Here is a 20,838-nt window from a genome sequence, read left to right as displayed (position 1 = left end):
ACCGATGTACCGACGTGCCGATGTGCCGATGTGCCGATGTGCCGACGTGCCGACGTGCCGACGTGCCGACGTGCCGACGAGCCGACGAGCCGACGAGCCGACGAGCCGGTGCGCCGGGAGGCGGGTCTCCGGCGGGCCGGCCGCCGGTCCGCGGGGTCCGGCCCGTCCCCGGTTGCCGCCCGCCCACCCCTGGCCGTGCCCCCCGGAGCCCGTCCGGCTCCGCCCGGCTCCGGACGGCCGGAAGCCCGGAGGCGCAGGCCTCCGGGCTCCCGTACGGGCGGAACGTCAGAAGACGATCACGACGTTGTTGCCGAAGCCGCCGAAGCCCCAGCCGCCGAAGCCGTAGCCGAAGCCGTTGCCGTAGCCGTAGCCGCCGTAGCCGCCGTAGCCGCCGCGGCCGTACCCGCCGCGGCCGTGCTCGCCGCCGTACCCACCGCGGCCGTGCTCGCCGCCGTAGCCGCCGCGGCCGTGCCCGCCGCGGCCGCAGTCGTCGCCGTGGCCGCCGCCGTGGCCGCCGCCGCCACGGTAGGAGTAGGCGGAGTCGGTGGCGGCCGACGCCGAGCTCGCGAGCGGGACGATCGACGAAGCGGCGGCCAGGGTCACGATTGCGGCAGCCCGCGCGATGCGCTTGGACACTTCAAGTCACCTCATGTGTTGTTCGGAATTTCCCCCGACACCCATGACGCTAGGCCGGGCCCTCGGCGGGCCGCATCCGCAGACGGCCGTCCGGGTAGCGGCCGCGAGTCCAACCGGACGACGGCGGACGGAGCCTCAGAATCCGCGCGGCCGCGGCGGTACGGGGGCGGCGGCTGCCGGACGCTCCTCGAACGAGTGAACCCCGCCTCCCGCCTCCGTCGGTGTGTCCGGCGCGTCCTCGCCGTGCACCCGGGGTCCGGCGCCGGCGGCCGCGCCGCCCGCCCTCAGCCGCACGCGGCGGCGCCGGCCGACGCCCGCAGGCGCCCCGCCGGCCGACGGGCGCCGTGGCCCGCCGTGACCCGCCGTGCCGCCGCGCGGTGCGGGGCCTGTCCGGTCCGTGCCGCCGTGCCCGGCCGGACGGCACTCTTGACATTAAGTCATGCTCACGACAATTTTGAGCCATGCCCACCTTGCCTGGCACCTCCCTGAAGAGATCCTTCGCCGGTGCGCTGGCGGCCGCGGCGCTCACCGGGGCCACCGCCCTGTCCGGAGCGGCCCCGGCCTCCGCCGCCGCCCCCGCCGTGACCGTCACCTACGCCGGGACCGTCGCCCTCAGCAACTGCTCCGGCTCGCTGGTGCGCATGCCGGACTCCGCGCCCCAGGACCGCGCCCTCGTCCTCTCCAACGGCCACTGCCTCTCCGGCGGCATGCCCGACCCCGGCGAGGTCCTCGTCGACCGGCCCTCCAGCCGGTCCTTCACCCTGCTCGACGCCTCCGCCGGAAGACTCGGCACGCTCCGTGCCGCCAAGCTCGTCTACGCGACCATGACGGACACCGACGTCTCCCTGTACGAGCTCACCACCACCTACGCCGCCATCCGCAGCCGGTACGGCGTCGACCCGCTGACCGTCTCCGCCGACCACCCGGTCCAGGGCGAGCCGGTCAAGGTCGTCTCCGGGTACTGGAAGCGCACCTACACCTGCGCGGTCGACGGCTTCGTCCACGAGCTGCACGAGGGCGGCTGGGTCTGGAAGGACTCCGTCCGCTACACCCCCGCCTGCAACACCATCGGCGGCACCTCCGGCTCCCCGGTGGTCGACACCTCGACCGGCCTGCTGGTCGCGGTCAACAACACCGGCAACGAGGACGGCGGGAGCTGCACGGTGGACAACCCGTGCGAGGTCGACGAGAACGGCGGCGTGACGGTCCGCAAGGGCATCAACTACGCCGAGGAGACCTACCTCCTCACCCGGTGCTTCGCCCCCGGCACCACCCTCGACCTCACCCTCCCCGACTGCCGCCTGCCCAGGCCCTGACGGCCCGGGGCCCGACAGGCGGCCCCCACCCCCGCCGGCCGCCCCGTCCCGCGGCCGGCGGGGCCCCTCCCCCCGCCCCTGCGGAGAGCCGCCGGGCGGGTCACCGCAGGGGATTCACCCGTACCGGTGACGGCCGGTCAGCGGATGCGTACTGTGTCATGTGCTCACCCACCGTCCGCCCGCCGCGACCCGATGGAGGGGCACGATGGCATCAGAGGGACGCCACCGCCGTCCGCGCAGCAGCACGTCCTCCCACCGCCTCGCGCTCGCCGCCGGCGCCACCGGGGCGGGGCTGGGCCTCCCCCTCGCCGCGGCCGGCATGCACGGCGTGGCGCCCGCCCACGCCGACCCGGACGCCACGGCCGTCAACGGCGACCTGCTCCAGAACGCCGCCTTCACCGGCACCGTGCGGCTGCCCGCCCCGGCCTCGGCGCCCACGGCCGGCGGCGCCCCCGCCGCCGGGCCGGGCGTCCACGTCGTCGCGCCCGGCGAGACCCTCTCCGGCATCGCCCGCAGCCACCGCGTACCCGGCGGGTGGCGCAGCGTCTACCTGGAGAACCGCGAACGCGTGGGCCCCGACCCCGACCGCATCCTCCCCGGCCAGCGGCTCCGCCTCGACCGGCCGTCCACCGCGCCCCCGGCGCCCCCGGCGCCCCGGCACGCGGGGCACGCCGCGCACGTCGTGCGCCGCGGCGAGACACTCGCCTCGATCGCGGACGAGGAGGACGTCGACGGCGGCTGGCAGAGCGTCTACCGCGAGAACCGCAGCGTCGTCGGCGGCGACCCGGACCTCATCCTGCCCGGACAGCGCCTCACCCTCCCCGCCGCGGCCCCCGGCCGCTCCGCCCCCGCCCACCCCGCGCCCGCCCGTCCCGCCCCCTCCCGCCCGGCGCCCGCCCACCACGAGCCGGCCCACCCCGCGCCCCCACGGCACACGCCGTCGCACTCCACGCCGTCGCACCACGCGCCCGCCGTCCGCGCCGCCCTCCCGGTCCGGGGCTACACCCTCACCGCCGGGTACCGGGCGTCCGGCAGCCACTGGGCCCACCGGCACACCGGGCAGGACTTCGCCGTGCCGACCGGCACCCGGGTGGGCGCGGCCCTCGCGGGCACCGTCGTGACCGCCGGATGGGGCGGCGCCTACGGCAACGAGGTCGTCCTGCGCCACCGCGACGGCACCTACACCCTGTACGGGCACCTCTCCTCCGTCGCCGTCCACCGCGGCCAGGCCGTCGCCGCGGGCCAGCTCCTGGGCCGTTCGGGCGCGACCGGCAACGTCACCGGCCCCCATCTGCACTTCGAGGTCCGCAACGCCCCCGGCTACGGCTCCGACATCGACCCCGTCGCCTGGCTGCACCGCCACGGCCTGCACCTCTGAGGCCCCGTCGGACGCGCACCCCCTCCCGGGGCGTCCCCTTCCGCGGCGACCGCCTCCCGGGAGGGGTGCGTGACCCGGGGCCCCCGGAGGCACGGCACGGCCGCCGCCGTGCCCGGTCCCGCGCGGTCCCCGCGCACGGCCGCGCCCGCGGACGGTACGCCCCCCGGCCCCGCCCGGCCCGGCCCCGTTCGCCGCGCCGCCGCGCGCCCCGGCCCGCCGTCATGACCCGTTCGGGGCACACCCCGCGGGCCGTCCTGCTCGTTGGTCCGCACATGAGCCAGCCGCGCCCCGACACCGGAACGGTCCTCCTGCGCCCCGCCGACACCCTGGCGATCCCGACGGCCGCCGACCGCTGGGGGCAGCTCCTGCTGGCCCTCTCCGACGCGAGCGTCCCCACCGCGCCCGGCGACGCCGCCGCGATGCGCGCCGTCGCCAAACTCGACGAGGAGACCTGCGCCGCCGTGCTGCGCTGGGTCCGCACGGCCAACCGCCCCGGCCGCTGACGTCCCGTCGAGGGGCCGCCGGGCGCGGGCGCCCGCCGCTGCAGGGCGGACCGGCCGGCGGCCGCCCCGCGGCCCCGTGGCCCGGCAGCCCGGCCGACCCGGACGTCACCGGCCCCGCCGCAGGGCCAGGGCCGCCGCCAGGAAGGGGCCCGCGGCCAGCGCCAGCAGCACCCCGGGAGGCGCCCAGGCCGAGCCCAGCGCCCAGGCGCCGTACAGCAGCACCGACGCCGCCTCCGAGCCCACCCCCGCCAGGGAGGAGACCGTGGCCCGGGAGCCGTCCCCGACGGCCTCCTGCAGCCGCGCCTCGGCGGTGGCCTGCGCCCACTGCAGGGCGCCGAACGCCACCGCGACCAGGGCCGTGCCGGCCGGCCGGCCGCCTGCCGCGCCCACGGCCAGACAGACCGCCGCGACCGCCAGGACGCCCGCGGCCCGGCCGCCGCCCCGGTCCGCGAGCCAGCCGCCCGCCGCCGTGCCGGCGGTGACCAGCAGCACCAGCAGCGGCACGGTGGACGGTCCGGCGCCGGTGGCGCCGGCGACCAGCGGGACGTACTCGTCCAGCGCGCCCAGCCCGAGCAGCCCCGCCAGCAGGAGCAGCCGCCGCCTCACGACGGGGGCGCGCCGCACCTCCGCGAGCCCGGCCCGCAGCACCCCGGACGCCCGTCCCGCCTCCGCCGCCCCGGCCCGGCCGTCCGGCTCCGCGCCGTCCCCCGCCCCGGCCCGGCCGCCCGGTCCGGGCCGGTCGCGCGGCTCGGGCAGCGACCGGGCCACCGGTACCGCCAGCAGGGTCGCGACGATGCTCACCGCCCCCACCGCCGGGTAGCCCCCGGCCGACAGGAGGGGCCCCGCCAGCGCCGTCGCGGCGACCACGGCGGTGGTGCCCACGGCCTGGGAGCGGCCGGTCAGGCGGGCGTAGGCGCCGGCCTCGCCGAGCCGCACCAGTTCCTCGTACACGAGCGCCTGCAGGGCACCGGAGCGCAGAGCGCCGCCGACGCCCCACAGCACGAACCCCGCGGCGAAGGAGGCGTAGCAGGGGATGAAGGTCCACAGCGCCCAGGCCGCCGCGACCGGCAGCGGGGCGACCGTCAGCAGCCGCCTGCGGGAGGAGGAGTCCGCCCACAGGCCGGTCGGCACCTCCAGGAGGACCGAGGTGGCCGACCAGAGGGCGAAGAGGGAGGAGACCTGTGCGTCCGAGAGGCCGTTCCCGGTGAAGAGGAGCGCGTACAGGGGGTACAGCGGGACGAAGTCCTCAGCGAACGCGTGGGCGTAGAGACGGCGGGCGAGCCGCCGCACCGGTGAGGGTCAATGTCGTCGCTTCATGACCCGAGGGTAGGTCCTCCCCTCGCTGCGGGAGCGCTCCCATGGATAACCCTCTCCTCCCGCTCATTCCCGAAGGGAATCCTGCGCCCGCTCTTGACGCGTCCACATCCCGCTGGCTTCATGGTGAACCGGCATCGCGCGGTCCTCCGACCCGCATCCCCCGAACCCCGGAACGCCGGTGCCCGTCCCCCTTCGTGGAAGCGCTCCCACGCCCACCCGGCCGAGGAGTCGCCCGCCGTGCGCAGCACCCGTGTCACCCGAGGCCTGGCCGCAGCCGCTGCCGCGGCCGCCCTCTGCCTCTCCCCGTCCCTCCCCGCGGCGGCCGCCCCGGCGGCTCCCGCGGCCCCGGTCCCCGCCCCCGGCCGCGCCCTGCCCTCCGGCAGCCACTTCTACGTCGACCTCGGCAGCAAGGCCGCGGCGCAGGCCGTCGCCGACGCCAGGGCCGGCGACCCGAGGAACGCCGCCGCCATGGCCCGGCTCGCCTCCTGGCCCGTCGCCCAGTGGTTCAACGGCACCGACGACCCCGCCGACACCACCGCCGCGATGGCCCGCCTGCAGCGGAGGGCGGCCCTGCAGCACCAGACCCCCGTCGCCGTCGCCTACAACGTGCCGGGCCGCGACTGCTCCCAGTACTCGGCGGGCGGCGCCGCCGACTCCGGCCAGTACGCCGCCTGGGTCGACGCCCTCGCGCGCGGCATCGGCACCCGCCGCACCGTCGTCGTCCTGGAGCCCGACGGCCTCGCCCTCAGCCCCGCCTACTGCGGCGGCACCGCCGCCCAGCAGGCCGACCGGCTCGCCGAGATCCGCGGCGCCGCGCAGCGCCTGGAGCAGCGGCCCGGCGCCGTCGTCTACCTGGACGCGGGCCACAGCGGCTGGCAGGCCGTCGGCACCATGGCGCAGCTGCTCGTCGACGGCGGCATCGCCCACGCCCGCGGCTTCTTCCTCGACGTCTCCAACTACCGCACCGACGCGGAGCTCGTCCGCTACGGCACCCAGGTCGCCGGGTGCGTCTGGTACCTGCGCACCACCCCCGGCGCCACCGCGGACGACTGCGCGAACCAGTACTGGCCCGCGGCCGACGCCGACGCCTGGTACGCCGCCCACGTCCCCGCCGGCGCCGACCTGCCGCACTTCGTGGTCGACACCAGCCGCAACGGGCAGGGCCCCTGGGAGGCGCCGGCCGGGACCTACCCGGACCCGCAGACCTGGTGCAACCCTCCCGGGCGCGGCCTGGGGACCCGGCCCACCGCCGACACCGGCGTCCCGCTGCTCGACGCCTACCTGTGGATCAAGGTGCCGGGCGAGTCCGACGGCAGCTGCACCCGCGGCACCGCCGGACCGGCCGACCCCGAGTACGGCGCCGTCGACCCCGCCGCCGGCGTGTGGTGGCCGGACCAGGCCCACGGCCTCGCCGCACGGGCCGTCCCCGCGCTGACCGCCAACCCCCACGTGGTCGGCTGAGCCGCTCCCGCACCCCGCGGCTCCCGCACCCCCGCGGCCCGCACGGGCCGACGCCTCCCGCAGACCCCGGCGGGCCGCATGCCTCCGCGGCCCGCCGGACCGGCCCCGTGCCGCCCGACCCGGCCCCGCCCCCGCCCCTGCCCCGGAGCGGGGCCGGGCCGGGCGCCCCGCCCCCGCAGGCCGCACACGACCGCACCGGAGCGGGTACGCGTCCTCCCGAGTGCCCGCCGCACATCCCCGACCACGGAGGCGCGTGCCATGCGCAACACCCTCTCCGCCCCCCGCCGCCTCGCCGCCGCGGCGTCGGCGGCCGCCCTCGGTCTCACCGGCCTCCTCACGGCGGCCGGACCGGCCCAGGCCGCACCCGCCGCCGTGCCGACGTGCACGACGGGGAGCCTCCACCTGTCGATGGGCCGGCAGGACCCGGGAGCGGGCCAGCTGTACCAGCCGATCCGCTTCACCAACACCGGTACCCGCAGCTGCGCGCTGCGCGGCTACCCCGGGGTGAGCGTGCTGGACGCCGCCCGCCGGCCGATCGGCGCCCTCGCCACCCGCAGCGGCGCCGGCTACGGCACCGTGACGGTCCGGCCCGGCCGCACCGTGACCGCCGTCCTCCACACCACCAACGGGCCGATCGGCGGTCCCTGCCGGCCCACCGGCTCCTACCTGCGGGTCTACCCGCCGGGCTCCTACCGGTCCGTCCTCGTCCCCACGCGGTACAGGGTCTGCTCCGGGGTCTTCCAGGTCTCCCCGGTGACGTCCCGCAGCTCCTGACCCCCGCAACTCCTGACCCCCGAAGCGCCCCGGCCCCGTGCCCGGGGCCGGCCACCCGGCCCGCGGGCCGGGGCGACCGCCCCGGCCCGCGGGCCCTCAGGCCGGAACCGGCCCCACGGTCGCCCCGCCCCCGGCCTGCACGGCCCGTACCGCCCGCTGGTGGACGGCCCGCCCGGTGGCCTCGTCGGCGGCGGGCACCGGGCTGCCCTGCAGGGTGTACCACTCGCTGGCGCCCGTGTACTGCACGGTGACCCGGGCCTCGTCGTCCGCCCACATGGTGTGCACGGTCAGGTCGCCGGTGATGACGCCGACCTCGGCCGTCATCGCGCCGCCGGCTCCGGCGATGATGCCCTGAGTGGTCCAGGTCGCCCAGGTGTCCACGGTGCCTCCGGGGGGTGGGGATCGGAATGCCCCCAGTCTCCCCGCCGCCGGACCGCCCCCGCATCCGGGCGCGCCGCCGTACGGCCCTGCGGAGTACCCGGCCCGCCGCGGCGGCGGCCCCGCGGCGGCTGCCCCCTCCCGCCGGGTGCGCGGGCCCCGCCGCCCGCCCGTCAGGCCCCCAGCACCTCCGCGGCCAGCCGCTCCGCCCGGTCCACCGCGGCGGACAGGGGCCCCGGGTCCGCGCCGAGCCCGCCGAAGAGGCCCTGCGCCCGCCCCTCGAAGTCCTCCGGGGCGCCCGGGAGCGCCGCGGCCTCGCGCACCGCGCCCTTCTCGTTGAGCAGCCACCGCCCCGCCTCGGCGTGCATCGCCTGCACCAGCATCCCGACGGCCCTGAACAGGCACCCGGCGACGTGGGCGGCGTCCCCGCGGGCCGCGCCCTTGCGGGCGACCGAGAGCGTGAAGGGCACCTCCCAGCGGGCCCCGCCGACCAGCGCGCGGCGCAGCGCCGGCGGGTAGCCGCCGATGCCGTCCCGGACGGCGCCCAGCTCGCCGCCCGGATCGGCCAGCACCCTGCCCAGCGCCAGCTCGCCCACGTAGCTGTGCGAGTACACCCCCAGCGGATGGCCCGCCTGGACGCCCACCTCGTAGCGGCCCTCCCGGCACTCGCCGAGGATCCGCCGCACCCGGTCCAGGTCCCGGTAGATCCAGTCGACGGCCGTCCCGTCCACGGTCAGCCAGCCGCCGCCGTCGACCCAGGGACCCCAGCCGCCCGGCTCGGTCACCTCCGCCGTCCCGTCCGCCACCTCCGCGGCCAGCCGCCGCAGCGCGGCGGTGTCCAGCGGCGTCCGGTAGTAGACGCCCAGGTCCCAGTCGGACGCCGGTCCGTGCGCGCCCCGGGCCCGGCTGCCGCCCAGGCAGACCCCGACCACCCCGTCGACGCGGGCGAGCCGCTCCGCGATCCCCGCCAGCCGTTCCGCCGTCCCCGCCGCACGCTCCATCCGGCCGAGTCTGCCCGGGCACCCGGTCCCGCGCCAAGGACGGGCGCGCCCGCCGTACGGGTCCCGCGCGGTACGGCCCCGGCCCCGGCGGCCCCGTACCGCCGGTCCCCGCCGCGGGACCCCGCCCTCGCCGGGCCCCGCCCCTGCCCGCACTCCCGCCGGGCCGTCCGCCCCCTGCCCGGCGGGGCGCCCGCCCGGCTGGCCCGCCGTCCCCGGCCGCTGTCGGTGCCCCGTGGGACGCTCGGCACGTGACCCTCGACGACCTCGCCCACCTGCGCCGGGCCCGGGACCTCATCGACCGCGAGTACGCGCGGCCGCTCGACGTCCCCGCCCTCGCCCGCGCCGCGCTCATGTCGCCCTCCCACTTCTCCCGGCAGTTCCGCGCCGCCTACGGCGAGACCCCCTACACCTACCTGATGACCCGTCGGATCGAGCGGGCCATGGCCCTGCTGCGCCGCGGCGACATGACGGTGACCGAGGTCTGCATGGCCGTCGGCTGCACCTCGCTGGGCTCCTTCAGCTCGCGGTTCACCGAGATCGTCGGAGAGTCGCCGAGCGCGTACCGTGCCCGCGACCACGGCGCCGCCGCGGCCGTGCCCGCCTGCTGGGCCCGGGCCGCCACGCGGCCGAGCAGGACGGGTGGGGCGGGCGGGCCTGGCGGTGCGGGCAGGACGGGCAGGACGGGCAGGACGGGCGTCCCGAGCAGGATTCGAGAAGCATCCGCCCTGCCCCCCGCGTAGCGTTCCCCCCATGGATCTCAAGCTCTCCCACACGTTCCTCCAGGTGCACGACCAGGACGAGGCCCTCGCCTTCTACCGCGACGTCCTCGGCCTCGAGGTCCGTGCCGACGTCGACTTCCAGGGGTTCCGCTGGCTCACCGTCGGCCCCGCCTCCCAGCCCGGTGTCGAGATCGTCCTCGAGGTGCCCGGCATGGGCCGTCCCGGCGACGAGCAGACCCTCCGGGAGCTGCTGGCCAAGGGCTCGCTCAGCGGGGTCATCTTCACCACCGACGACCTCGACGCCACCTTCGGGAAGATCCGGGCCGCGGGCGCCGAGGTGATCCAGGAGCCGGTGGACCAGCCCTACGGCGTCCGGGACTGCGCCTTCCGCGACCCCTCGGGCAACCACCTGCGCTTCTCCCAGGTGCTCTCCTCCCGCTGACCCGCCCGGCACCCCCCGCGCGCCCGCCCACGCCCGCCGCCCCGCGCGGTCCGGCGGGAGCGGGTGCGCCGCCGTGCGCGCCCGCCCGACCGTCCGCCACCTCCCGCGGACGGTCCGGCCGGGGCGGTCCGCGCCGCGGCGGAAACGCCCTCGACTCCCGCCGCCCGCCAGGGCATGATCTCCGCCATGATCACGCCGCCCCCCGCCCGGGCCGACCTGTCCTGCCCGTCCTGCGGCGCCCCGCTCCCGACGGACACCCGCTTCGTCGCCTGGTGCCCCTCGTGCGACTGGGACGTCGACCCCGGGGGATCCGCCGCCGCGCAGGACGTCCCGGCCGGTCGCTCCGCCCGCCGGGAGGAGGCACGGCGCCGGGCCGGACACCTGGCGGTCGAGCGCCTGTACGCGGACGTGTCCGCCGAGCCGGACCGGCGTCCCGGCCGCGACCGGGCGCTGCTCTCCGCCTCGGCCCTCGCCGGAGCGGTGCACCTGGTGACCGCCGTCCTGGCCGGGGCTCCCTGTGGCTGCTGGTCACCGGGAACACCGTCGCCCGCGCGTTCGGTGCGGCCGGGCTCTTCCTCGCCTTCATGCTCCGCCCCCGCCTGGGCCGACTCCGCCGGGACGAGTGGTCCTTGAGCCGTGCGGAGGCGCCACGGCTCCACGCCCTCGCGGACCGGGTCGCCGCCGCACTGCAGGAGCCCCCGGTCCACCTGGTGCGCGTCACCCCGGAGTTCAACGCCTCCTACGGCAGGGTCGGGCTGCGCCGCCGCGGCGTCCTCACGATCGGCCTGGCCCTCTGGGAGGTGCTCACCCCGCAGGAGCGCATCGCGCTGCTCGGCCACGAGTTCGGCCACGCCGTCAACGGCGACGCACGCCGCGGCCTCTGGCTTCACTCGGCCGTGGTGACCCTCGGCCACTGGTACGAGACCACCCGTCCCGTGCGCACGCCGGCGGGCCGGTCCGACGCGCTCCTCCAGCTCGGGGAGGGGATCGCGGGCCTGCTGATGCTGGTCCCGCACACCCTCGCCGGGCTGCTGCTCCGCCTGCTCGACCGGCTGACCCTGCGCACCGGCCAGCACGCCGAGTACCTGGCGGACGACCTGGCCGCACGGGTCGGCTCGTCGACGGCGACCCGGTCGATGCTGGAGGCGCTGGTGCTCCACGACAGCGTCGAGGCCCTCTTCCGGCGTCAGGCGGCGGTGCGCCGCACGGGCGCCGCCTCCCGGACGCTGCCGGGCGCAGCGGACGACTCCGGGCTCTGGGACGAGCTGCGGGAGTACATCGCCTCCGTCCCCGGCACCGAGCGCACCCGCCGAATCCGCGTCTCCGCCCTGCGGATGGGGTCCGTGGACAGCACCCACCCGCCCACCCACCTGAGGATCCGGCTCTGCGAGGCCCGCGGGCCCCGGGAGGCCGCCCTCACCGCCGACGCGGCGGAGACGGCCGCCGTCGAGGCCGAGCTGGCACCCCTGCGCGCCCGGGCGGCCCGAGCGGTGTTCTCCTCCGGCCGGTGGTGACCGCACCGCCCCCCGGCCCCCCGCCACCGGCCTGAGCCGGGACCGGCCGGGCCCGTACGCCCGGAGGGGTGCGCCCGGCGGGGGCCGGCGGGGACGCGTCCGCGTCCGCCGGCAGCCGCAGCCGTCCGACCCCCTCGGAGCCGCCCCCGGGACTGCCGAGCCCGGTGCCGGGGGCCGGGCGCGGACCGGACCCGTCCTGGTCCGCACCGGCCGGCCACCCGTCCCGGGCTGCCGGCCTGGAGGAGCACAGCAGGCCGGCGGGGGTGCTCAGCCCCGCCATGCGGGCACGGCCGTGCGCGGCGTGCACCGGCTGTCCGGATCCACGGATCGGAAATATCCCGATAACAGGCCCGGGCGCAGCCGCCCTCCGGAGGACCGGCAGAATCGCTCCCGCCGGGACGGCCGCGCGGCCCCTGCCGTCCCGTGCGCCCCCTGCCGTCCCGTCGCGCCGCCGGAGGAGCCCGACCGTGCACGCCATCGACCGCCTGTCCGCCGACGGGTTCCGCAGCAGCGTCCCCGACCTCGCCGTCCTCCTGGCCGATGCCGTGGCGTCCGGCTCCTCCCTCGGGTTCCTCGCCCCCTTCGGCCCCGACGCCGCGGCGGCCTGGTGGCGCACCCGCCTGGACGCGGTCGCCGACGGCAGCCTCGCCGTCTGGGCCGCCCGGGGGACCGGCGGCGTCCTGGGCACCGTCGGCCTCGCGCTGGAGGAGAAGCCCAACGGCCGCCACCGGGCCGAGGTCGTCAAGCTCATGGTCCGCAGCGACGCCCGAGGCCTGGGCCTCGGCCGCGCCCTCCTCGCCACCGCCGAGCGGGCCGCCGCCCGGGCCGGGGCCGGCCTGCTGCTGCTCGACACCGAGACCGGCAGTCCCGCGGAGCACCTCTACCTCGCCGCGGGCTGGACGCGGTACGGGGTGGTCCCCGCCTACGCGGCGGACCCGGCCGGGGTCCTGCGGGACTGCAGCTTCTTCTACAAGCGGCTCGCCGACGGCCAGGCCGGACCCCCGGCGGGCCGCTGACCGGGCCGAGCGGCCCGACGGCCCGGCGGCCCGACGGCCCGGCGGCCCGGCAACCCGACGGCCCGGCAGCCCGGATGTCGGGCCGACGGACCGCCGGGCCGCTCAATCGGACTCGGCGTCGATCCGGCGCAGCGCCTCGCGCAGCCGCAGCAGCATCGCGGTGTCCGCGTGCAGGGTGATCCACTGCAGCAGCCGGGGGAGGTCCGCCGCGCCGCCCGGCAGCAGGGCGGCGGCCGGTGCGCCGGGACGGTCCGCTGCGGCGTCCCCGCTCCCTCCGGCGTCCGCGGCGCCGGGAGCGCCCGCCGCGCGGGGGGCACGGTCCGGCGGCGCCGACCGGCCGTCCCGCGGTGCGTCTCCAGGAGCCGGCATGGGGCTCTCCTTGTCGTCCTCCCCGGGCCGCGCGCCCGCCGGCCGGGCCTCCCCGCGGCGACGCGGTTCCGGAGGCCGCCGCGGCGGGCGGCGGAGCAGGGGAAGGCCCGGCCCGGCGCAGGGGGCGAGGGTGGGATGGGTGCTGCGCCGGGCCGGGGGTCGTGGGGCGGACGGTCTCCTGACGGGCCGTCCGCCGGGGTGGGGCCGCGGGTCAGCGGCCGGCGGGCCGCCAGCCGTCGGTGAGGCGGTGCAGGGTCACCAACGGCTTGTGCGGGGCCGGCGCGTAGCCGGGGCGGGTGCGGGCCCGGTGCTGCGGAACGTGCGCCACGGCGTCCTGGAGGATCGCCACCACGCGGGCGGCCAGCTGGTCGGCCCGGCGGTGGAGGGTGGCCGGGCTCGCGCCGCTGTCCTCCAGGAGGCGCAGCGCGTCCTGGATGCGGGCCAGTTCACGCCGGGTGCCGGCCCCCATGCGGAAGACGTCGGGGGTGTCGACGATGAACTGGTAGGCGCCCGCCGCGGACTGGCAGCCGTCGCAGTGGCTGTTGGTGGCGCGGCTGACGTTGCGGGCCAGGAGGTGCAGGTGGCTGCCGCCCATGGTGATGATCTGGAAGGAGACGGCGAGGGAGGCGCAGTGCTCGTCCTCCACGCACGCCCGGGAGGAGGCCAGGGCCTTGTTGATGGCTCCGGCGCCCACGGTGTCGCCGTACTCGCGGATCGTCAGGTTGGTGGCGATGTCGCGGGTGCGCAGCGGGCTCGCGGTGCTGATGGCCAGGTCCGTGTCGACGTGGACCTCGGTCCCGATGCGGCCGGCCGGGGACGGCGCGTCCGTGGAGGCCATCGCGGGCACGCCGACGGCGATGGCGGCCAGTCCCGCGGTGGCGTAGACGCCCAGGTTGAGGAGTGTGCGGGGGCGCTTCTGCCCGTGTCGTGTGTGCTGCATGGGAATCCTTAGGGGTGGGGCGGTCAGCCGCCGGCCGCCGTCGGTGCCGTCGCCGTCGCCGTCGGGAGTCCGGTCGGCGAGGGTCCGGGGGTGGGCGGGGACGGGGTGCCGCTCGGGGGTGTGGGGCGTGGAGAGGTCGTCGGTACGGGCTCGCTCGGGGAGGCGCTGGGACTCGGGGTCGCCGACCCGCCGGGGAAGGAGGGGGTCGACGACGGCGAGGTGCGGGCGGAGGGGACCGCGGAGGAGGCGTCGGCGGAGGGCCGGGGGGAGCCGGTCGACGCGCGGGGGGAGGGGGAGGAGGGGACGGGCAGCGGCACACGCGCGGAGGGGGAGCCCGAGGGGCGGCCGGGGACGGCCGTCGGGGAGGCGGCCGGGCCGTGGTGGCGGTGCCGGTGGCGGGCGGGGGCCGTGGCGTGGACCTGGGGGCGGGGCACGTTCGGCTGCAGGGCGGGTGCGAGGGGCGGTTTGGGCGGCAGCGTCTTCGGGGTCATGCCGTACGTCCACGCGCCGGCCAGGGCGGCGGCGACGGCGGCGACGCAGCCCACGACGGCGAGGCGCGCGGCGGGCCGCCCGGCCGTGGCCTGGACGCCGGCCCGGTACAGCCGGCCGCCGATGCGGAACGTGAGGTAGACGACGCCGCCCATCGGCAGGACGAGGAGCAGGCTGCCCACCGTGCCCAGTGCGGCCTGGGCGAGGGCGCCCTCCCGCAGGGCCTCGGCGGTGCCCCGGACCTGCTCGGTGAGCGAGCGGACGGCGGTGGAGACCAGGCGCGGCAGGTTCCACAGGGCGTAGGAGAGCTCGGCGACGATGAGGGGGACCATCGTCACGACCCAGGCGGTCACGATCACCCGCGCGGACTTCTTGAGCTCGCGGACCTCACGCGGCAGCGGGCGGCCGGGGACCATGCTGGAGAGGATGGGCCGCACCTTGCCGAACAGGTCGGGGATGCCGGCGAGGTCGCCCAGGATGTAGTAGCCGTCGAGCCGGACGGCGGGCATGAGCTGCTCCAGCGCCTCGAAGTGGACGAGGTAGACCGCGGCCAGCAGGAACTCCTGGCCGGTGGCGAAGTAGCCGGCGAACAGGCCCAGCACGAAGACGGCGTTGAAGTAGATGCCGCCGGTGTCGGTGCGCAGCCGCGCGCCTCGGCCGCGCCGGTAGATGTCGGTGACGTCCGTGTACAGGGCCGGCCAGATCAGGTAGACGCCGCAGCCGATGCAGCCCGGTCTGGCGCCCCCGTAGCGGCAGGCGGAGGCGTGGCCGAACTCGTGGAAGAGCAGCGAGCCGACGGTCAGCGCGAAGACCGCGAGCAGGAGGACCGGCTGCTCCATGGTGTGGAGCACCGGGGTCATCGCGCCGTGGACGAGGAAGAGCCAGGCGTCGAGCACGGCGACGCTCAGCAGGGCGGCGGTGACGGCGGCCGGCCGGTGGAGCCAGGACAGGGCGTCGGCGACCGCGAGCACCGCCCGCGGGGGGAGGAGCACCTTGTGGCCCTTGAGGGCCAGGAGCAGGTCGGTCTTGGGGACCGGCGGCGGCGCCTCCCCGTGCTCGGGCAGGTAGGCGACACCGAGCGGGACGAGCTTGCGCTCGACGAGGAAAGCGATGTTCGAGGTGCTCACCTCACGGCCGTAGCGGCCGCTGACGTGGTGGGAGACGCGCTCGTAGTCGCGGACGCCGTCCAGGGCGGAGGCGACCAGGTACAGCAGCCTGCTGAGCATGACCGGCTGCCCGTCGCCCCGGTTCGCCAGGTAGCGGGCCTCGGTGAAGCCCGAGCCCTCGTACTGGCCGTGGAGCTCGGTGCCGGGCGCGAGGAGCGGGACCCGGGTGCGGACGGCGGTGTCGTCCGCCGGTGGTCCGGGGTGTGCCGCCGGTGCGGGGTCCGGGGGCGGCGGGGGGGCCGCATCCGGGAGCACCGCGATCGGAGCCGGGGGGCCGGGCTGGTGCCAGGCCGGTGCCGGCGGGGGCCCGTCGGCGGTGCCGCGTCCCGCGTCCGCCGCGTGTCTGGAGTGGTGGCCGGCCACGCTACCTCGTCATCCCTTGTTCGTTGGACCGGGCGGCGTTCTCGGCGGCGAGTGCCGCGCCGCCGAGAACGCCGCGAGGTTGTGCTGTCCGACAGGCGCTCCGTGGTCACCGTCCGACTGGTTGCCGGACGGCCCTGCGGATCCGTCCCGCTGGACCGGGGGGCACGCTCACCTCCGGGATCCGCCCGGTGTACCGGGCCCGGCGCGTCCGCCGCTGTCGGGCGGCGGACCCCGAGAGATCCGGGCCTGGCGGGGCGGTTCGGGGAGGTGCCTCTCCTGGTGCGCCCGGACCTGGGACGGCCCTGCGCGCCGGATCAGTGCGTCACTGGTGGACGCTGATCCACTGGCCGGAGTTGGCCTGGGCGACGGCGTCGTCCGAGTAGTTGTTCACCGCGTACGAGCTGTTGTCGGCGTGGACGTTGGCCACGTGCTTGGTGATACTCGTCAGCTTGGTGAGGTTGAGGCTGAACCGGCCCAGGGCCTCGCGCCCGGGGAGCAGCTCGCCGGCCTCGTTCTCCAGCTCGTTGGCGTCGATCATGGTGGTCTCCTTGCGTGTTGCGGAAGGGGAGGGGACCGCCGGCCGGGGCCGGCTGTCCTTCCTCGTCGGACGCTCCGTCCGATGACATTGGACGTTATTGCCTCGCAAACATCCGGTGCAAGCGAAAACCGGGGAATCTGTGTCACCGCTTTGTAACAGGGGCGTCGGGATGTCCGGTACCCAACAAAGTAGGATTTTCATTCACAGCCCCGTTGTGCGGCGTGCCGAAGGGGTCCCCCGGAAATCCGCAAGGTTCTCCGCTGCGCTATTCGGGTGCTTCCCGCCCTGTCATTGCGGGTTCTGTCGCCCGTGGCGGACGGGGTGGACCGGAAATCGGGCGCGGCGTCGCGGAGGGGTCGCGCGGCCGGCCGGTCCTGCCCGTTCCGCCCGTTCTGCCCGTCCGGTCCGGGACGGTCCGGTTCTCCTCGCCAAGTAATGAAATGCACCGGACAAGGAATGCCGGTGCTGTGCCGCGGGGCCCCGGGCGCGCACGTGCGGAGGGGCCCCCGGCCGACCGCCGGGGGCCCCTCCGCACGTGCACATCCCGCCTCGGGCCTGCTCAGACCGCCACCAGGTCCGTGCCGCCCGGCCGCGCCTGCCTGCGCCGGTGGGGCGGCGCCGAGATGTCGGGCAGGCGTCCTGCCCGGACCTCGCCCGCCGCGGCCCGCAGGGCGCTCTCCATCTCCTCCTGCGAGGCGTACTTGGCGACGAACGGGTGCAGCCGGTAGCTGTTGCCGCGGCCGTCGCCGCCCCGGATCACCAGATGGCGGTCCACCAGCACTTTCATGCCCCGGCTGACCGCCGACTCCGGGACGCCGAGCTCCCGGGCCATCTCGTACTGCGTGCGGTGGACGCGGCCCCCCGGCGCCTGGAGGTCCGACATGATCCCCAGCACGGCGACGGCCGAGGGGGTGAGTCCCAGCCGGGGGATCAGGCCGAGCACGCCGGCCGGTGTGACCTCCACGGCGCGCCCGGGCCCCGGGTCGGGCCGCCCCCCGCCGGTACCGGCCGGGCGGGGGGTGATCCGGTCGAGCATGCCGGGAGGGGCCGGACCGTCGTCCGGTCCGGCCCGGCGGTGGCGCCCCGCCTGGCGGCGGTGCGGAGGAGGGGCTGTGTGTGTCTGCATGAGACCTCCCGTCGGAGTCCGGGCAAGCAGAGACCTTAACCGCACCGAAGGCGCCCGGAAGTCCTCTTCGGGGCAACGGGCAATGGGAACCGCGGCGTCCATGGCGTCCGGAACGGGATCATTCCGCCGGCCGGGTGAGGGAGAACTTGCTGCTTCCCGGAAGATCGAGCAGAAGCGGATCACCGAACCGGAACCCCCCGGAAAGCGTAGGACTTGCAGACGCGTGCAGGAAAACTTGCGGACGGAAGCAAGAAAATTCCGCCGAGTGGTGGATGCGAGGGCCGCAGGGTCCGGATATCAGGGACCTTCGGCCCCTTGCCTGCGGCGCCGGCGGGGAATTCCCGGGGGAAATGGTTTCCCTTGACTGCCGCCGCCCTCCTGCGGAACGCCCGGAGGCGGTGGCGGGACACGGCCCCGGACCGGGCCGCCGTGACGTCCGGCTCCGCCGCTCCCCGCCGCTCCCCGCCGCCGTCCGGTACGGGAGCTCTGCGGGCCTGCTGCGGACGTTCCGCCCGGCAGGCCCGTCGGGAGGGGCGGCCCGGACACACGGGAGGGCCGGACACACGGGAGGGCCGGACACACGGGAGGGCCGGACACACGGAAGGGCCGGGCCACCGTCGAGGTGGCCCGGCCCTCCATGGGACCGGCCCTGCGGCGCATTTCCGGCCGGTGCGGACGAGGTTGCCCCGCCCGCACCGGCCCGCCGCCCGCACCGCCGCCGCTGCGGCCCGCCGCCCGGCGGGGCCTCAGGGTTGCGCACGTCAGCGCGGGCGCCCCGTCACCGGCGGCGTGTCACCGACGGCGCGTCACCGAGCGCCGCCGCAGCGCGAGGCCGGCGAGCAGCAGGACGGCGCCGGCCGCCGCGTACCCGGCCGAGACCGGCAGCGACGGGCCGCCCGTCGCGGCGAGGCCGGGGCCCCGCCCCGGAGCCGCGCGGTGCCTCGCCGACCGGGCGGCGCGGGCGGCGGGGGCTGCGGTCCAGCGGGCGCGGGCCGAGGCGCGGACCACGGTCGGCTCGGACGCCGCCAGGACCATGGTCTGGCTGTGCTCCCGTGCGCCCCAGGGCTCGCTGGTGAGGATGCGGCCCACCGGCAGGGACTGCCGGGCGGAGACCGTGAACTCGGCGCTGCCCGCCCCCGCACCCTCGGGGATCCGCAGGTAGAGGCCGGTTCCGGGCCGTACCCGGGCGGGGAGCGGGGCGCCGCGGCGGTCGACGGGCACCACGCCGGCCCGGCGTGCGGCCGGGTCCAGCCCGGTCTCCAGTCCGTCCGACGCGCCCCGGACGCGGAAGGGGCCCAGCGTCCCGCCGGCCCGGCCCGCCCCGCGCGGCGGCAGGAGCGAGAGGCCCGCGGCGGGCTCCGCCCCGCGCCCGGCGTTGCGGACGAGCCAGGCGGCCAGGCCGCGGGCGTCCGCGTCGACGGGCGGCGCGTCGAGCCCGTCGGAGAAGTGCCACAGGGCGGCCTGCGTGCCGGCGGCCGCGTCGTCCGCGGTCAGCGACGCCTCGGGGACTCCCGCCTCACGAGCTGTCTGACGAAGCGTCAGAAATGGGTAGGAGTGGCGCAGGACCCACCCGACGCGGTCAAGGTTGCGGACGGCCGAGGCCCTCGGGTCGCCCCAGGCCGTCTCCCGGTAGCGGGTGCCCGGCTGTGCGTCGTGGTCCACGTCCACGCAGTACGCGCGCAGCTCCTCCCCGCCGGGGGTCCTGAGCAGCAGCAGTCCGGCGGGGACCTCGTGGCCCTCGACGGTCACGAGGCCCGCGTCGGCCATGGGCTCCTCGAGGCGGGCGTCGGCGGCGGGACGGGAGGCCGGCTCCGGCGCCGCGGCGGCGGGCGCCGACGGGAGCAGCGCCGACAGGACGGCGGCCGGCACGGCGGCAGCCGCGAGCACGGCGTGGGGACGGCGAAGGCGTGGCATGACTCTCCTGGGAATGAACGGCGGCAGGACGGCCCCGGGGGACCGCGGCCGCGCCGAGGACAGGACGCCTCCTGGGAGAGGTCAGGAGAGCGCCGCGGTGGCGCGCCGCCCGACGGGGTGCGGGGCGGTCGCGGCGGAGGTGCGCCGCGCGGTCCCGGGCCTTGCGGCCGCCGCTGAGGGCGGCCCGTCGGTGCGCTGCAGCGAACGTACCAGAGCCGCCCGCCTCCGGCGGAGGGGGCGGAGGAGGCTCCGGACGCCCGCCGCGGGGCGTCCGGAGCCGCTCCCGGAGACCTCCCGGGGGGCGTCGCACGCCCGCCCCGGGTGCCGCCCGGACCGCCGGGGCGGGACCGGCGCGGTGCGACACCCCCGGTGCCTTCACCTGGACGAGTGCTTCGGCCGGCCCGGCGCCGGAAGTGCACCACCTGCGCCGACGTGCCTGCGGCGGCTGTTCCGTGATGGTCCGTTCGGCTCACGGGGCGACAACTGCGGCGCTGCGGCTCGGCCGCCCGGCGGCCCCGCGGACCGTACGATCGAGCCGGGCGAGGGGAGGTACACACCGACCCGAGGTGAAACAGAGATGTACGCACGTATTGCCAAGGCTGCTGCAGTCGCGTCACTGGCGGCTGCCGCCTCCATCGGCGGGCTCGCGGGCACCGCGTCGGCCGCTGCGCCGGCCTCCGTCGTCGCCGGTGGCTACGGCCACGGCGGCGACTACGGCCGGGGCGGAGACTACGGCCGCGGCGGCGACCACGGCTACGGCCGTGGCGACTACGGCCACGGCTACGGCGACCGCTGGGGCCGCGACTGCGACGACCGCTGCGACCGCGGCTGGGGCCGGGACCGCGACTGCGACCGCTGGGGCCGCCGCTGGGACCGGGACCGCGACTGCGACCGCTGGGGCCGCCGCCACCACCGCCACCACCGCGACTGCGACCGCTGGGGCCACCGCCGTCACCACCGTGACTGCGACGACTACGGGTACGGCCGCGGGTACGGCCGCGGGGTCGTCATCCTCTGAACGGATGACCGGCCCGGACCCTGAGTGACCGGTGTGCGGGGCCCGGAGGTCGTCCTCCGGGCCCCGCCCCGCCGCCGTTGTGCGGCGGGAGCCGGTCCGAACCGTCCGGCCGGTGCCGACAACACCGCGCCGCGGCGCCGGCCGGGGCTTTCCGGCGGAGCACGTCCGCCGGAAAGCCAGGGCCGATGGTCCCTGGTTTCGGGGCGCCACGGCACAGGCCGCGCGCGGGGGCGGACGTTATTCTGCCGAAATCATGTTGAACACTGAATCACTTTGCCCGAGGGCGCCCGAAGAGGCCGACCCCGGCGTCGCCGCCCTCGTCGCGGCCGTGAGCGCGGGCGACGACCCGCACATCAGGGACCTCCTGCGCTGCCTCTCCCTGTACGCCGACACGCGGCTCCTCCGCCAGCTCGGCCGGGCGCTGCGGGACGTGCCCGACCACTGAGCCGGTTCCGGCCCC

Annotated in this window: 22 protein-coding genes; 12 read left to right on the top strand and 10 right to left on the bottom strand. The window is 77.6% G+C overall.

Features of this window, described 5'->3' with window-relative positions; genetic code table 11:
* Positions 1 to 285: 285 nt before the first annotated feature.
* Complete coding sequence (locus tag ACFY07_RS01475) at positions 286 to 636, bottom strand: hypothetical protein (protein WP_390866854.1); 351 nt, start codon at positions 634 to 636, stop codon at positions 286 to 288.
* Positions 637 to 1,121: 485 nt separating this feature from the next.
* Here ACFY07_RS01475 and ACFY07_RS01470 point away from each other — a divergent pair, with 485 nt between their 5' ends.
* The 3 genes from ACFY07_RS01470 to ACFY07_RS01460 all read left to right on the top strand — a co-directional run bounded on the left by ACFY07_RS01470 (position 1,122) and on the right by ACFY07_RS01460 (position 3,833).
* The gene (locus ACFY07_RS01470; RefSeq protein ID WP_390867047.1) at positions 1,122 to 1,952 is read left to right on the top strand and encodes a serine protease; all 831 of its coding nucleotides are present in this window, start codon (positions 1,122 to 1,124) and stop codon (positions 1,950 to 1,952) included.
* A 205-nt stretch (positions 1,953 to 2,157) separates the two neighbouring features.
* On the top strand, positions 2,158 to 3,330 hold the full coding sequence (locus ACFY07_RS01465) for a peptidoglycan DD-metalloendopeptidase family protein (protein ID WP_390866853.1): 1,173 nt from the start codon (positions 2,158 to 2,160) through the stop codon (positions 3,328 to 3,330).
* Between the two features lie 272 nt (positions 3,331 to 3,602).
* The gene (locus tag ACFY07_RS01460; RefSeq protein ID WP_230647491.1) at positions 3,603 to 3,833 is read left to right on the top strand and encodes a hypothetical protein; all 231 of its coding nucleotides are present in this window, start codon (positions 3,603 to 3,605) and stop codon (positions 3,831 to 3,833) included.
* A 105-nt stretch (positions 3,834 to 3,938) separates the two neighbouring features.
* On the opposite strand, the gene ACFY07_RS01455 is transcribed toward ACFY07_RS01460, so the two are convergent.
* Positions 3,939 to 5,123: an MFS transporter gene (locus ACFY07_RS01455; RefSeq protein WP_390866852.1), complete on the bottom strand. Its 1,185-nt coding sequence runs from the start codon at positions 5,121 to 5,123 to the stop codon at positions 3,939 to 3,941.
* Between the two features lie 264 nt (positions 5,124 to 5,387).
* On the opposite strand from ACFY07_RS01455, the gene ACFY07_RS01450 reads away from it, so the two are divergent.
* Both ACFY07_RS01450 and ACFY07_RS01445 read left to right on the top strand, forming a co-directional pair.
* On the top strand, positions 5,388 to 6,611 hold the full coding sequence (locus ACFY07_RS01450; protein ID WP_390866851.1) for a glycoside hydrolase family 6 protein: 1,224 nt from the start codon (positions 5,388 to 5,390) through the stop codon (positions 6,609 to 6,611).
* Positions 6,612 to 6,869: 258 nt separating this feature from the next.
* Complete coding sequence (locus ACFY07_RS01445; protein ID WP_390866850.1) at positions 6,870 to 7,385, top strand: DUF4232 domain-containing protein; 516 nt, start codon at positions 6,870 to 6,872, stop codon at positions 7,383 to 7,385.
* A 96-nt stretch (positions 7,386 to 7,481) separates the two neighbouring features.
* On the opposite strand, the gene ACFY07_RS01440 is transcribed toward ACFY07_RS01445, so the two are convergent.
* Complete coding sequence (locus tag ACFY07_RS01440; protein ID WP_230647483.1) at positions 7,482 to 7,766, bottom strand: hypothetical protein; 285 nt, start codon at positions 7,764 to 7,766, stop codon at positions 7,482 to 7,484.
* 170 nt (positions 7,767 to 7,936) lie between these two features.
* Positions 7,937 to 8,764, bottom strand: a complete 828-nt coding sequence (locus ACFY07_RS01435; protein WP_390866849.1) for a nucleotidyltransferase domain-containing protein — start codon at positions 8,762 to 8,764, stop codon at positions 7,937 to 7,939.
* Positions 8,765 to 9,012: 248 nt separating this feature from the next.
* Between ACFY07_RS01435 and ACFY07_RS01430 the strand changes: the two genes are divergently transcribed.
* The 5 genes from ACFY07_RS01430 to ACFY07_RS01410 all read left to right on the top strand — a co-directional run bounded on the left by ACFY07_RS01430 (position 9,013) and on the right by ACFY07_RS01410 (position 12,455).
* On the top strand, positions 9,013 to 9,504 hold the full coding sequence (locus ACFY07_RS01430; protein ID WP_390866848.1) for a helix-turn-helix transcriptional regulator: 492 nt from the start codon (positions 9,013 to 9,015) through the stop codon (positions 9,502 to 9,504).
* Positions 9,505 to 9,514: 10 nt separating this feature from the next.
* The gene (locus ACFY07_RS01425; RefSeq protein WP_390866847.1) at positions 9,515 to 9,925 is read left to right on the top strand and encodes a VOC family protein; all 411 of its coding nucleotides are present in this window, start codon (positions 9,515 to 9,517) and stop codon (positions 9,923 to 9,925) included.
* 186 nt (positions 9,926 to 10,111) lie between these two features.
* The gene (locus ACFY07_RS01420) at positions 10,112 to 10,558 is read left to right on the top strand and encodes a hypothetical protein (RefSeq protein ID WP_390866846.1); all 447 of its coding nucleotides are present in this window, start codon (positions 10,112 to 10,114) and stop codon (positions 10,556 to 10,558) included.
* Positions 10,555 to 11,439 (top strand): M48 family metalloprotease, encoded by an 885-nt coding sequence (locus tag ACFY07_RS01415; protein WP_390866845.1) that lies wholly within the window; start codon positions 10,555 to 10,557, stop codon positions 11,437 to 11,439. Before ACFY07_RS01420 ends, ACFY07_RS01415 begins: the two co-directional genes overlap by 4 nt.
* A gap of 467 nt (positions 11,440 to 11,906) precedes the next feature.
* Complete coding sequence (locus ACFY07_RS01410; RefSeq protein ID WP_390866844.1) at positions 11,907 to 12,455, top strand: GNAT family N-acetyltransferase; 549 nt, start codon at positions 11,907 to 11,909, stop codon at positions 12,453 to 12,455.
* A gap of 102 nt (positions 12,456 to 12,557) precedes the next feature.
* On the opposite strand, the gene ACFY07_RS01405 is transcribed toward ACFY07_RS01410, so the two are convergent.
* The 6 genes from ACFY07_RS01405 to ACFY07_RS01380 form a co-directional block, all read right to left on the bottom strand.
* Entirely contained in the window at positions 12,558 to 12,824 is a 267-nt protein-coding gene (locus ACFY07_RS01405) for a hypothetical protein (protein WP_390866843.1), read from the bottom strand.
* Positions 12,825 to 13,035: 211 nt separating this feature from the next.
* Positions 13,036 to 13,764, bottom strand: a complete 729-nt coding sequence (locus ACFY07_RS01400) for a hypothetical protein (RefSeq protein WP_390866842.1) — start codon at positions 13,762 to 13,764, stop codon at positions 13,036 to 13,038.
* 23 nt (positions 13,765 to 13,787) lie between these two features.
* Positions 13,788 to 15,674, bottom strand: coding sequence for a hypothetical protein (locus ACFY07_RS01395; RefSeq protein ID WP_390866841.1), 1,887 nt, complete (start codon positions 15,672 to 15,674; stop codon positions 13,788 to 13,790).
* 430 nt (positions 15,675 to 16,104) lie between these two features.
* A complete protein-coding gene (locus ACFY07_RS01390) occupies positions 16,105 to 16,320 on the bottom strand; it encodes a hypothetical protein (RefSeq protein WP_230647469.1) in 216 nt (71 codons plus the stop codon).
* Between the two features lie 559 nt (positions 16,321 to 16,879).
* A complete protein-coding gene (locus ACFY07_RS01385; RefSeq protein WP_390866840.1) occupies positions 16,880 to 17,356 on the bottom strand; it encodes a MarR family transcriptional regulator in 477 nt (158 codons plus the stop codon).
* Between the two features lie 882 nt (positions 17,357 to 18,238).
* Positions 18,239 to 19,360, bottom strand: a complete 1,122-nt coding sequence (locus tag ACFY07_RS01380) for a thioester domain-containing protein (protein WP_390866839.1) — start codon at positions 19,358 to 19,360, stop codon at positions 18,239 to 18,241.
* A 577-nt stretch (positions 19,361 to 19,937) separates the two neighbouring features.
* On the opposite strand from ACFY07_RS01380, the gene ACFY07_RS01375 reads away from it, so the two are divergent.
* On the top strand, positions 19,938 to 20,378 hold the full coding sequence (locus ACFY07_RS01375) for a hypothetical protein (RefSeq protein ID WP_390866838.1): 441 nt from the start codon (positions 19,938 to 19,940) through the stop codon (positions 20,376 to 20,378).
* A gap of 253 nt (positions 20,379 to 20,631) precedes the next feature.
* Positions 20,632 to 20,823 (top strand): hypothetical protein, encoded by a 192-nt coding sequence (locus ACFY07_RS01370; RefSeq protein WP_230647461.1) that lies wholly within the window; start codon positions 20,632 to 20,634, stop codon positions 20,821 to 20,823.
* Positions 20,824 to 20,838 lie beyond the last annotated feature (15 nt).

Origin of the sequence: Streptomyces sp. NPDC001380, assembly GCF_042895785.1 — a bacterium.
Lineage (GTDB): Bacteria > Actinomycetota > Actinomycetes > Streptomycetales > Streptomycetaceae > Peterkaempfera.
The sequence above is the reverse complement of the archived record's forward strand: the minus strand, read 5'-3'. Positions and strand labels throughout refer to the sequence as shown.